Source organism: Paenibacillus sp. sgz302190 (genome assembly GCF_059820445.1).
In genome coordinates, this window is the sequence record NZ_JBZYAO010000003.1 from 228282 (window position 1) to 239917 (window position 11636).

The 11636-nt window shown below is 52.1% G+C and carries 12 protein-coding genes; 10 read left to right on the forward strand and 2 right to left on the reverse strand.

Features of this window, described 5'->3' with window-relative positions; translation table 11 throughout:
- Positions 1-172: 172 nt before the first annotated feature.
- From AC6RNO_RS06105 to AC6RNO_RS06125, 5 genes are all read left to right on the forward strand, one after another.
- Positions 173-805 (forward strand): class I SAM-dependent methyltransferase, encoded by a 633-nt coding sequence (locus AC6RNO_RS06105; RefSeq protein WP_474685893.1) that lies wholly within the window; start codon positions 173-175, stop codon positions 803-805.
- Entirely contained in the window at positions 795-1388 is a 594-nt protein-coding gene (locus AC6RNO_RS06110; protein ID WP_474685895.1) for a DedA family protein, read from the forward strand. The genes AC6RNO_RS06105 and AC6RNO_RS06110 overlap by 11 nt, the downstream gene beginning before the upstream one ends.
- Positions 1385-2080 (forward strand): response regulator transcription factor, encoded by a 696-nt coding sequence (locus tag AC6RNO_RS06115; RefSeq protein WP_474685897.1) that lies wholly within the window; start codon positions 1385-1387, stop codon positions 2078-2080. Before AC6RNO_RS06110 ends, AC6RNO_RS06115 begins: the two co-directional genes overlap by 4 nt.
- Entirely contained in the window at positions 2073-3170 is a 1098-nt protein-coding gene (locus AC6RNO_RS06120; protein WP_497104950.1) for a histidine kinase dimerization/phospho-acceptor domain-containing protein, read from the forward strand. Before AC6RNO_RS06115 ends, AC6RNO_RS06120 begins: the two co-directional genes overlap by 8 nt.
- Positions 3171-3277: 107 nt before the next feature.
- Entirely contained in the window at positions 3278-4363 is a 1086-nt protein-coding gene (locus tag AC6RNO_RS06125; RefSeq protein WP_497104951.1) for an RDD family protein, read from the forward strand.
- A gap of 316 nt (positions 4364-4679) precedes the next feature.
- Here the strand turns inward: AC6RNO_RS06125 and AC6RNO_RS06130 are convergent, their stop codons facing one another.
- Positions 4680-5069 carry a DUF1904 family protein gene (locus tag AC6RNO_RS06130; RefSeq protein ID WP_497104952.1) on the reverse strand — a complete coding sequence of 130 codons (390 nt, stop codon included), beginning with the start codon at positions 5067-5069 and terminating at the stop codon, positions 4680-4682.
- A 120-nt stretch (positions 5070-5189) separates the two neighbouring features.
- The gene (locus AC6RNO_RS06135; protein WP_474685905.1) at positions 5190-5528 is read right to left on the reverse strand and encodes a L,D-transpeptidase; all 339 of its coding nucleotides are present in this window, start codon (positions 5526-5528) and stop codon (positions 5190-5192) included.
- A gap of 338 nt (positions 5529-5866) precedes the next feature.
- On the opposite strand from AC6RNO_RS06135, the gene AC6RNO_RS06140 reads away from it, so the two are divergent.
- From AC6RNO_RS06140 to AC6RNO_RS06160, 5 genes are all read left to right on the forward strand, one after another.
- Positions 5867-7702: an ABC transporter substrate-binding protein gene (locus AC6RNO_RS06140; RefSeq protein ID WP_497104953.1), complete on the forward strand. Its 1836-nt coding sequence runs from the start codon at positions 5867-5869 to the stop codon at positions 7700-7702.
- Between the two features lie 87 nt (positions 7703-7789).
- Positions 7790-8800 (forward strand): ABC transporter permease, encoded by a 1011-nt coding sequence (locus AC6RNO_RS06145; RefSeq protein ID WP_474685909.1) that lies wholly within the window; start codon positions 7790-7792, stop codon positions 8798-8800.
- Positions 8801-8802: 2 nt separating this feature from the next.
- On the forward strand, positions 8803-9639 hold the full coding sequence (locus AC6RNO_RS06150; protein WP_474685911.1) for an ABC transporter permease: 837 nt from the start codon (positions 8803-8805) through the stop codon (positions 9637-9639).
- Between the two features lie 2 nt (positions 9640-9641).
- Complete coding sequence (locus AC6RNO_RS06155; protein WP_488436576.1) at positions 9642-10652, forward strand: ABC transporter ATP-binding protein; 1011 nt, start codon at positions 9642-9644, stop codon at positions 10650-10652.
- Positions 10639-11439 (forward strand): ATP-binding cassette domain-containing protein, encoded by an 801-nt coding sequence (locus AC6RNO_RS06160; RefSeq protein ID WP_497104954.1) that lies wholly within the window; start codon positions 10639-10641, stop codon positions 11437-11439. The genes AC6RNO_RS06155 and AC6RNO_RS06160 overlap by 14 nt, the downstream gene beginning before the upstream one ends.
- Positions 11440-11636 lie beyond the last annotated feature (197 nt).

An 11636-nucleotide genomic window follows, 5' to 3' on the forward strand; every position in this document is an offset into this window, starting at 1 on the left:
TAGCATTACCAAATGAATAGATGAAGAAAGGCATTTTCTGACATGACTTCGGTCATATGACTTGGACGCATTTCTTTCAAAATGTTCAGAAATCCTTTAGAATATCATCAACCCGTTCTGAAGAATTGGCGGCTATTATAAAAGATATCAGGAAAAGGAAGGGAGCATCTTCATGATCAAGGCGCTTCAAGAAAAGCTGTTGTTTTTATATAAATTTTCCCAGGCTCCGGGGCAAATCGGCAGTGTAACGCCGAGCTCCGTGTTTTTGGCGAAAAAGATGATCGAGGCCGTTTCCTGGAGCCGCGTCCGGTACGCAGCCGAGCTGGGAGCGGGTACGGGAGCGATTACCAAATATTTGGAAATGGCGAGAGACGATGAGACGAAAATTCTTTTGTTTGAAAAAGATCCCATTCTCCGCGCCCAACTGGCCAGGCAATTTCCCGAATCGTCCTGCTATCCCGATGCCTGTGAGCTTGACCTGGTGCTGCTGAAAGAAGGTATCGAGCAACTGGATTGCATTTTGAGCGGCCTTCCGTTTTTTAACTTTCCGCAGCAGCTGCGCGATCGGCTTATGGAGCAAATCATAGCCTCGTTGAAACCGGGCGGCATGTTCATCGCTTTCCAGTACTCGCAGCAGATGAGAAAGCAGCTTGGCGAGCATTTTGACATCGAGCAAGTCCATTTCGTTCCTTTCAATCTCCCTCCGGCGTTCGTATATGTGTGCAGGAAAAGAGAAAATCCGGCTATTTCCAAACCTGTTGAAGGAGATGGGAAGGAAAGGGAGAATGCAGTCCATGAGCTATGAGACCCTGCTGACGTTTATTCAGCATTACGGCTATGCGGCGCTGTTCTTCGCCTTATGGCTCGGCATCGTCGGAATGCCTATTCCCGATGAAGTCGTGGTGATGACGGGAGGAGCCGCAGCCGGCAGTACGCTGCTGCATCCGCTGCCGGCTTTCATCGTCACTTACCTGGGCGTAGTGTCCGGTTTGTCGCTAGGCTACGTGCTGGGCCGGTTCATGGGAGTGTCGGTACTGGATCGGCTGAGGCGCAAAAACCGCTTCGCCAAGCAGCTTGAAATTTCCGAAAAGCTGGTGCAAAAATACGGCAGCTTCGCCTTATGCATCGGCTACTTTTTTCCGGTAGTCCGGCATGTGATGCCTTATGCGGTCGGTCTGAACAAAATGTCGTTTAGACGCTACGCCCTATTTTCCTACACGACGGGCTTCGTCTGGACGCTCCTTTTCTTTACGCTCGGCCGTTATGTCGGCGACCATACCCAGGAAATCGGCACGCTCATTTATCAATACGGATTGCGCTTCCTGTGGCTGCCGATTCTGCTTATTGCTGTCATTTATTGGATACGGAGAAGGAGGAGTTCGATTTGAGCTCAAAAGTGTTAGTGACTGACGACGATCCCGAGATTCGGGATGTAATCCGTATTTATATGCAAAATGAAGGCTTTCAGGTGTTTCAGGCTGAAGACGGTGTCCAGGCTTTGGAACTGTTGAGCGTGGAAACGGTCGATTTGATCATCCTCGACGTTATGATGCCGGTCATGGACGGAATCAAGACCTGCCTCAAGATTCGGGAAATTACGAAGGTGCCCATCATTATGCTGTCGGCGAAAGGCGAAGATATCGACAAAATTACCGGGCTCACGACGGGGGCCGACGATTACCTGGCCAAGCCGTTTAACCCGCTGGAGCTGATCGCAAGGGTCAAGGCGCAGCTGCGCAGACAAACTTTCACCAGCGCCGCGGCAGACAGGACAGTCGATGAAACCGTCATTGAAATCGGCGATCTGATTATTAATAAAAACCGCCACATGGTTTCCGTGCGGGGCAAAGAAATTACGCTCACCCCGATCGAATTCCAGATTTTGGAGCTGCTCGCGACCAATCGCGGGCGCGTGTTCAACGTGGAGCACATTTACCGGAAGGTGTGGAAAGAGGATAAGCTCGCATCGGATAACACGGTGATGGTCCACATCCGGAAAATCCGCGAAAAAATCGAAGACAACCCGCGCGAGCCGCAGTACATCAAAACCGTATGGGGAGTGGGATATAAGGTTGAATAGAGACCTGCTTTCGACTCTGAATTGGAAAAAAAACATCCGGGTCCGCATGTTTTTGGCCGCATTTCTGAGCTTTGTCATTGCCGTAGCCTTATCGTCGGTTTTGGATCATGCGGTAAAAATAGTAACGGGCCCCGTCGGCACTTTATTGGTTCTTTTTATATTGTTCCTGGTTTTCTTTTTCTTTTTTACGCGACCTATCGCCCGCTATTTGCGGACGCTTGCCGACGGCCTTATGTATATCGCCAAAGGGAACCTCGATTACCGGGTGCCGCTGTCCACCCAGGACGAGCTTGGCTTTGTGGCGCAAAACATCAATTTTATGGCGGAACAACTGCAAATCATGATGAACAGGGAGAGGCAGATTGAAATGTCGAAAATGGAGCTGATTACGAATGTATCGCATGATTTGCGCACGCCGCTGACGAGCATTATCGGATATTTGAATTTGCTTAAAAACGACGATTACAAAGATCTTGACGAGCACAAACGATACATAAACAACGCATACAACAAAACGCAGCAGCTGAAAAAGCTGATCGACGATTTGTTCGAGTATACCCGCCTGACGAGCGGGAACGTGAGCTTTTCGTTCGAAACGATCGACCTGAGCGGTTTGCTGGAGCAAATTATTATTGAATTCGAGCCGATTGCCCAGGAGCACGAGCTGACGATCCGCAAGATCTGGGAGCAAAAGCCGGTATTTGCCCCTGTGGACGCCGAAAAATTGGTGCGGGCGATCGACAACCTGTTGATGAATGCGCTTAAGTTTTCCAACAAACCGGGAGAAATTACCGTTCGCCTCAACGAAGAGGAGCAAAAGGTCGTTCTCGCCGTGGAAAATTCCGGCGTCCCGGTGACCGAGGAACAGGAGCAGCTTTTATTCGAGCGGCTTTACAAAGTCGAGCCCTCGCGCAATGTGAAGGATATGCCGTCCGGGGCGGGGCTGGGTCTCTCGATCGGGAATTACATCGTAGGCTCGCACGGAGGGCGCATGGGGCTGAACCATCAGGACGGGTATTTTTCGTTTTTTATTGAGCTGCCCAAGGCTGGCGCTGGCGGAATCCGGAGCGATAGAGCGGCGGAGAAATGAACTGCCGTGGAAAGCAGCCGCTTTCACGGTATCGGAGTAACGGCCGTTGACAAGCGCCCCGAACGCTGTTTAAATGTAGTAGTATTTATCTTACTAACGGGGTGTACATGTTGAACTCTTATCCGCCGGTTTTCCCTTATTCCGAGACGATGAACGATTTTACCGAGCCGGCGCCGCCGCCCGATATGAAAGAGATATGTTCGAAGTACGGGGCGTCGATTTTTTTTCGAAGATGGGCCGCGACGGTCCTGGACGCTGTAATCGGACTTTGCCTGCTCGGGATACCGTTCATTATCCGGCATTATTACGGAGAAGACGCCTATTATACGGCATTCGGGGTCTTTACTTTATGCTGTTTGTTTTATTACTTGTTTCTTGAAGGATATTCGGGCTACACGTTCGGCAAGTTCGCGCTGCGCATTCGCGTCGTGAATCAGGAGGGGAGAGCCCCCGGGTTTGTCAAATCGCTGCTCAGGACCTTGCTTCGCCTGTTTGAAGTCAATCCCTTCTTCATAGGCGGCCTTCCCGCAGGGATCAGCGTCCTGGCTTCGCAGAAGAAGCAGCGGCTGGGCGATATGGCTGCGAATACATACGTCGTCAGGACGCGAGATTTGGAGCAGGAGGCGCAGGGCAAAACGACGGCTATGATCGTCTTTTTCTCCGGTATGCTGCTGGTAGCATTGGTTTCCGCGGTCTGGGGCCTGTATGCAATAGGTGCGGAGAGCGGCAAATTAAAAATGTTTCACAGCAGCGACAGGCAGTTTCACGTCTCGGCCCCTTCCGGCTGGACAGCCGACAAAAGCTTGAACGAGGACGCAGATATCGCCATTTCCAACCGGTATTCGGAAAAATATTTGTTGGTCATGTCGGAATCCAAAGACGATTTCGATGAGGATATGACGGTCAAGGACTTCGAAAATTTGGTCGAGCGGCACATGATGAAGCAGTTGGACGGAGCCCGCATGAAGGAGCGTCCTTATCCCGTCACCGTAAACGGTAATGACGGTTATCAATTTGTGCTGCAGGGAAAAGTGGACGGATATTCGATCACTTATATCATTACAGCGCTGGAAACTTCGGATCATTTCCACCAAATTCATACATGGACGGAATCGGCGAAATACGAACGGGTGCGCGAGGAGCTTCTGAATATCGTATCCAGTTTCAGCGACGCCGCCGAAATTTCCATTTGAAAAAAGGGCCGGTCACCAGGAGGTGGTGACTGGCTCTTTTTTTGCGAAGTGCAAAACATGGACTCCAGTCCGCCTCCCGCTGGTAAAACTTGCTCCCGGTGTAGGCCGCAGAACTTCGCAGCTGGGCAGGAAGCAGCTTGACAAGGAGAAAACCTGCGAAAGTGCAGGTTTTTTTCGCGAAATCGGCTCGTTTTGGTGAAAAACCTGCGAAAGTGCAGGAATTTTCGCTGAAAGTGATCCTGAGTCGTCCATGTATTTGCTGAAAAGCCTGCACTTTTGCAGGAATTGTTCGTGGCCGCCGATCAAGGACGCAAATTCATGTATTTTGCAGGTTTTCTTCGTGCAGCCGGGCGGATTGCGGCTCTTGCCTTTGACGCGGGGGGTTCTGGGCATTTTGCAAAGGGAGCCCTTCTTTGTAGTAAAGAGCGGGGGACAACAGGATGAAAAATATATGCACCTGGCTGAATCCGTACCGGCAGAGCAGCGCGTGCATATCCCGAGCGATTGTATCGTGCATCTCCTGTTCCCGCGGAAACATCAATATTTCCAGCGAAAGGGGCGAGTTGGCAATCAGCTCCGCCTGAAGCAGCTCGACTTTCACTTTTTCATGAAGGAGATGGGCCGCTTCCGCGAACGTTTCCACGATTTCTTGGGAAATATCGGATAAAAAATGTTTGTCAAAACCTTTGAATCTAAGATAAGGCATGTCGGTTCCTTCTTCGCAAAGTAGTTGGAATTGTGCCATTATAGTCTAGTAAAAATAGCACATGGAAATCAAAATAAATATTAGATCGAATCATTCTCGGTTTTAGAATGAAGGAACCGCTTAAGAGCGAATCGTCACCCCGGTATGAAGCGGGACAAGCCTGGCTAATTCGAGCACGTCATGGTTGTGCAGCCGGATGCAGCCGTGCGAAACGTGCCGTCCGATCGAGGAAGGGTCGTTCGTGCCGTGAATGCCGTAGTGGGGCTTACTGAGCCCCATCCAGAACGCTCCGAACGGGCCTCCGGGGTTCGGTACTTTATTGATAATGGTAAAGTGCCCGGTCGGCGTTTGCGTGAGCATTTTGCCTATGCCGATCGGATAAGATTTGACTACCGTATCGCCATCCAGGAGATAGAGCCGGAAGCTGGGAAGGTCGATAATGATGCGGTATTTGGGCATGATCGAATCACCTCGCTATATTCTATGCGGCGGGCGATGCGGCAAATTCAACTGCGACAAAAAAATAACAGTTGTTGTTATTTACCCGAAAACGCTGAATACAATATTAATGTGAGAGCGCTGCCATTTGCATGCCGGCCGGTCGGCTCCATTCATGTCATTCTTTTTCACGTGTGCGAAACAGCCCAATCGTTTGGATGGGTTTATTATATAAGAGAAAATGTAATCGCTTACAACGTGTGATATGAAAGGGAAGGCGCCCTGCGTCCGACCTTGCATATACCATATGGGAACTTTTCCAAGTTTTCATATGAAATTACATGAATGGAGGGGCATACATGAAGTTTAAACATGCCGGCAGCCCGATTGCTGCGCTTACCATGGCGGCAGTCATGTTCACAGGATGCACCACACCGCCGCCTACCACCGCGAGTCAGCAGCCCAGTCCGACAGTGGGGCAAGAAACCGCCCGGACCGCAACCCCGCAGCCGACGGCGGCACAGCAAGCAGGGACGGGTGATGCCAAGGAAACGCCGAGAAACGAGACGCTTTACGTCAACGGTTTGCAGTGGGGGGCTCCCACCAACTTCAACCTGATCAGCGGCAACCCGGCTTTTCCAATCAACTACGGAAATTCCCGGGAATTGATTTACGAGACTTTGTTCATGATCAACCAGTTGGATGGCAAAATGGAACCGCTGCTCGGCTCCAAATACGCCTGGACCGACGACATGACTTTAAAAATCGATCTGAATAAGGATGCGAAATGGAGCGACGGCAAGCCTTTTACGGCGGACGATGTCGTCTACACTTACAAGCTGGCGAAAAAATATGACATTAACTGGAGCAGTTACTGGGCTTATATAGAGGATGTATCCGCCGACGGAGCGAATGCGGTCAACATCAAACTGAGCAAAACGAATCCGAACAAGCTTACGGTGCTCGAAAGCATCGAAATGATCCCCATGCTTCCGAAGCATGTATGGGAAGAGGTGGAGAAGAAGGCGGGCAACGACCTGGCCGCGATCCGCAAGGAAGTCAATGCCGATCCGGTAGGAACGGGTCCGTACAAAATGTATTTTTACAACGACCAAAAAATTGTCGTCAGCCGGGATGACAACTACTGGGGCAAATCGCTGTTCGGCAAGCTTCCCGCGCCCAAATATATCGCGCACATCATTTACAAGGATAATGCCGCAGGCGACCTTGCTTTCAAGAACGGCCAGGTCGACGTATCCCAGCAGTTCACTCCGCAGGTATGGAACATGTGGAAGAACGGCGCTCCCATCAAAACGTATTTGAAGGACGCCCCTTACTATTTGCCGGGCTCGATGCCGTCCATTTTCTTCAATTTGTCGAAAAAAGGGCTGGATAATGCCGATGTCCGCCGGGCGCTCGCGATGAGCATCGACTACAAAAAAATATCCGATCTCGCCATGAGCGGATATTCGGCGGCCATGCAGCCCTCGCTGACGCTGGCCACCGATGCCGAAGCCAAGTATGTCGATCAGGCCGCCATCAAGCCGCTGCAGTGGACGACGGACGTCAAAGGCGCGAACGAGCTGCTCGACAAAATCGGCGCAAAGAAAGGCGCCGACGGCATCCGCGTGCTGAACGGCACAAGGCTCGGGCCTTACGACATCGAATGTCCGTACGGGTGGTCCGATTGGAACGCCGCGCTGGAAATCGTGGCGCAAAGCGCCAAGGCGATCGGCATCGAAATCAGAACGAAATTCCCCGAGGCGCCGGTATGGACCAACGATTATCAGACAGGCAAGTTCGATATCATTATGAACACCCCGGCCGGCGGAGTCAGCCCGAGCCAGCCATGGAACAGGGCGCGGACGATTATGTACTCCAAGGGCGTTGCGCCGATCGGTGAAATGGCGTTCTGGAACTGGGGCCGGTACAAAAACGACAAGGCGGACGAAATTATCGATAAAATCCCGACCCTATCCGACGGGGCGCAGCTTAAAAATCTGTATACGGACCTTACCACAATGTGGCTGACCGACGTTCCGTCCGTGCCGCTGATGTACAGACCATGGGTATTTCATACCGTAAACGAAACTGTTTGGAAAGGGTTCCCTGTGGACGGCGACGGAAGCAACATTCCTCCGCAGATCGCCATGGACGGGGCCGGCGTCAGAGCGCTGTATCAAATTCATAACTAACCGGAAAGGGGCCTGTATGGGAGAAGCGGATTTGTCCTGTATAGGCTTCTTTTTGTCCGAAAAGCTCAAGCAGGAGGTGCTCAAGCTTTGAATGCCTATGCCAAATATTTTGTCAAAAAGTTGTTCTGGTATTTGCTTACGCTCGTCATAGCGGTCGCCTTAAATTTCATTTTGCCGAGACTGATTCAGGGAAACCCTGTCAGCAGCATCGTCTCGCAAGTGACCCAGGGCATGACCGACAGCGATACGATCAAAAAAGTGTACGAAACGTTCATGACCGAATTCGGCGTCGATAAGCCGCTCGGCACGCAATTTGCCATCTACGTCAAAAACTTGCTGACAGGCAACCTGGGTACGTCCTTCGGCCTGTATCCGAAAAAAGTGACGGACATTTTGGCTTCCGCCATTCCGTGGACGGTTGCGCTCCAACTGCCCGCCATATTGGTCGGGTGGCTGCTGGGCAACATGCTCGGCGCCGTAGCGGCTTACAAAAAGGGCGTTCTGGACAAAGTGATTTTTCCGGTCGCTTTATTTATTAATTCGATTCCTTTTTTTACTTTGGCGATTATTATGCTGTTCGTCTTTGCGCTTCACTTGCATTGGTTTCCGCCGTCCGGAGGGTACGATTACCAGATGATTCCGAACCTGAGCATGGATTTCATCCTTTCCGTCATCAGGCATCATACGCTGCCGTTCCTCTCGATTGTGCTCGTAACCATCGGCGGGCAGGCGATCGGCATGAGGGAGATGTCGATTTATGAATTGAATTCCGACTATGTGCTGTACAGCAAGCTGCTCGGCATCCGCGATTCGAAAATCGCCAAGTACGTGTTTAAAAATGCGATGCTGCCGCAAATTACCGGCCTCGCTTTATCGATCGGCACGATGGTTGGCGGTTCGCTCATTTGCGAAATCGTATTCAGCTATCCCGGTATCGGCACTTGGCTGTTTACGGCGATCCGGCAGTTGGATTACCCGCTCATCTCCGGCTGTACGCTGCTGATCGCGGTCACCGTCCTGCTGGCGAATTTCCTGATCGAAATCATTTACGGCATTGTCGATCCGAGAATCAAGGCTGCGCAAATGGAGGATCAATGACTATGACGCATACGGTCCGAATTTTACTGAAATCTCCCAAATTTATGATCGGAGCGGTGGCGCTGGTGATCATGCTGGCGCTAGTTACCGTGTACCCGCTTATTAACCGCAGCGATCCGCTTGAGATGGTCGCGCTCGCTTTCCAGCCGCCGGGCGGCGGCATGATTTTGGGCTCGGACAACTTCGGCCGGGACATTTTTCTCGAACTGATGTACGGGATACGGACTTCCGTCAAGGTAGGGCTGATCGCAGGCGTCTGCGCCACCGTCATCGGGCTCGTTATCGGGCTGGCCTCGGGCTATATCGGAGGCTTGTGGGACAACATTTTGACGACCGTCACCAACATTTTTATCGTCATCCCGTCTTTTATTATTTTGATTCTGGTCTCGGTCAGCATCAACTCCCGGAGCTCCCTTGTGACGGCGCTGATCATCGGCATAACGAGCTGGCCGTGGACGGCGAGGTCGGTGCGGGCCCAAACAACTTCGCTACGGGGCAGGGACCATGTGAACATCGCCAAAATTTCCGGACACAGTACGCCGACAATTATCGTTTCCGAAATTCTTCCTTACATCGCCTCCTATGTCGTCATGGCTTTCGTTCTGCAAACCGCATCCGGCATTTTGGCGGAAGCTTCCATTTCCATGCTGGGTCTGGGGCCTTACAACACCATTTCGCTCGGTATTTTGATGAACTGGGCTCTGGTGTTCGAAGCTCCGGTGGCAGGGGCCTGGTGGGCGTTCATTCCGGCGGCTTTCTCCATTGCGGTCATTACCTTCTCGCTGTACATGATGAATACGGGGATGGACGAAATATTCAACCCTAAAATAAGGAGCTAGCTATGAGCAAACTTATTCTGGAAGTGAAAAACTTAAAAACCTATTACAAAACCCGGTTAAAAGAAAAGGTGTACGCGGTCGACGGAGTTGACTTCGTGCTGGAAGACGGCAAAACTTTGGGGATCGCCGGCGAGTCCGGCTGCGGCAAGTCCACGCTGGCACTCAGTCTGATGGGCTTTTATTTCGCTCCGCTCCATTATGGCAGCGGCTCCATCTCGGTCGACGGCACGGATATTATGAAGCTTGACAAGGAGCAGCTCAGGAAGCAGGTCTCCGGCCGGGAAATCGCCTACATTCCGCAAGCGGCCATGAACGCGTTAAATCCGACGATGAAAATCATTCGCTTTATTGAAGATATAATGAAAGAGCATCGGCCCGAGCTGACCAAACAGCAGGTGTGGGCGCTGGCAGCGGAACGTTTTGAAACGTTGAATTTGTCGCCGAACGTGCTGAATGCGTATCCGAATGAGCTTTCAGGAGGCATGAAGCAAAGAACGGTGATCGCGATTTCCACCATACTGAACCCGAAAGTGCTGATCGCCGATGAACCGACCTCCGCGCTGGACGTCACCTCGCAGAAGGCGGTGGTTAAGCTTTTGAAGGATTTGCTGGAAAAAAAATTCATCCGCTCGCTCGTGTTCATTACGCATGAACTCCCGCTGCTCTACCATGTTACCGACGATATTGTCGTCATGTACGCCGGCGAAATCGTCGAAAGGGGGGCGTCGCACCAGATGATTTTCGATCCGCTTCACCCTTACACGAAAAAGCTGATGGGCTCCATCATCGTTCCGGAAGAAGGCATGAAGCGGCACAAGCTGGCAGCGATTCCGGGGGCTCCGCCGAACTTGAAAAATGTGCCCGACGGGTGCAGGTTCGCAGATCGCTGCTCCTATGCGCAGGATGCGTGCAAGGCGGGCAAAGTAGCCGGCGTAACGGTGGATGGCCGCATGTACCGGTGCCATTTTGAAGTCCGGACGTTAAAGGAGTGGTATGCGAATGAGCGGCAGTGACGTACTGATTAGCGGGCAGCAGATTACGAAAGTTTTCGGGTACGGCAAAAACAAGACGACCGCCGTGCAGGATGTGAGCTTCGACTTCCGCGAAGGGGAGATCGCCTCCATCGTCGGGGAAAGCGGCAGCGGCAAAACGACTGTGGCCAAAATCATCATGGGGCTGCTGAAGGAGACAAACGGGACTATCGAGTACAAGGGGGAGCGGCGGCAGCTAAAAACGCACGCAAGCCGGAAGGCGTACTGGAAAGATATCCAGGCAATATTCCAGGACCCTTTTTCCTCGTTCAATTTGTTCCACAAAGTCGACAAGCTGCTGATGGATTGCATCAAACTGCAAGGGCTGAAGCTAACCAAAGAAGAGCAGTTTCAAAAGATGAAAGAAGCTTGTTCGTTCGTCAATTTGAAATTTGAGGAGCTGTATAACAAATATCCGTTCGAGCTTTCCGGCGGGCAGATGCAGCGGCTTATGATCGCGCGGATTTTCATACTGCACCCGAAGGTACTGATTGCCGACGAGCCGACATCGATGGTGGATGCCTGCTCCCGCTCGACGATTCTCGATATGCTGCTGAAGCTGCGCGATGAAAACAACATGACGATCATTTTCATTACGCACGATGTCGGGCTGGCCTATTATGTAAGCGATACGATATACATTATGGAAAAAGGCAAAATCGTGGAAAGAGGCAGCGCGGAGGACATCATTCTCCATCCGTCGCACCGGTATACGAAGCAGTTGATCGCCGACGTGCCGAAAATTCATTCAGCCTGGAATCTGGCTTGAACATGCGGAAAGACGCCTTCCCGAACCCGAAGGGGAGCGTCTTTTTGCATCTTTCGCGTGCCGGGCGGGGCTCGTCCGCGGAGTACCGGCGCGGGCGAATCCCGGGCGCGGGGGGGGGGGGGGGGGGGGGGGGGGGGGGGGGGGGGGGGGGGGGGGGGGGGGGGGGGGGGGGGGGGGGGGGGGGGGGGGGGGGGGGG

Coding starts and splice junctions, on each gene's coding strand:
- AC6RNO_RS06105 (WP_474685893.1), top strand. CDS start 173: ATGATCAAGGCGCTTCAAGAAAAGCTGTTGTTTTTATATAAATTTTCC.
- AC6RNO_RS06110 (WP_474685895.1), top strand. CDS start 795: ATGAGCTATGAGACCCTGCTGACGTTTATTCAGCATTACGGCTATGCG.
- AC6RNO_RS06125 (WP_497104951.1), top strand. CDS start 3,278: ATGTTGAACTCTTATCCGCCGGTTTTCCCTTATTCCGAGACGATGAAC.
- AC6RNO_RS06130 (WP_497104952.1), bottom strand. CDS start 5,069: ATGCCTTATCTTAGATTCAAAGGTTTTGACAAACATTTTTTATCCGAT.
- AC6RNO_RS06135 (WP_474685905.1), bottom strand. CDS start 5,528: ATGCCCAAATACCGCATCATTATCGACCTTCCCAGCTTCCGGCTCTAT.
- AC6RNO_RS06140 (WP_497104953.1), top strand. CDS start 5,867: ATGAAGTTTAAACATGCCGGCAGCCCGATTGCTGCGCTTACCATGGCG.
- AC6RNO_RS06150 (WP_474685911.1), top strand. CDS start 8,803: ATGACGCATACGGTCCGAATTTTACTGAAATCTCCCAAATTTATGATC.
- AC6RNO_RS06155 (WP_488436576.1), top strand. CDS start 9,642: ATGAGCAAACTTATTCTGGAAGTGAAAAACTTAAAAACCTATTACAAA.
- AC6RNO_RS06160 (WP_497104954.1), top strand. CDS start 10,639: ATGAGCGGCAGTGACGTACTGATTAGCGGGCAGCAGATTACGAAAGTT.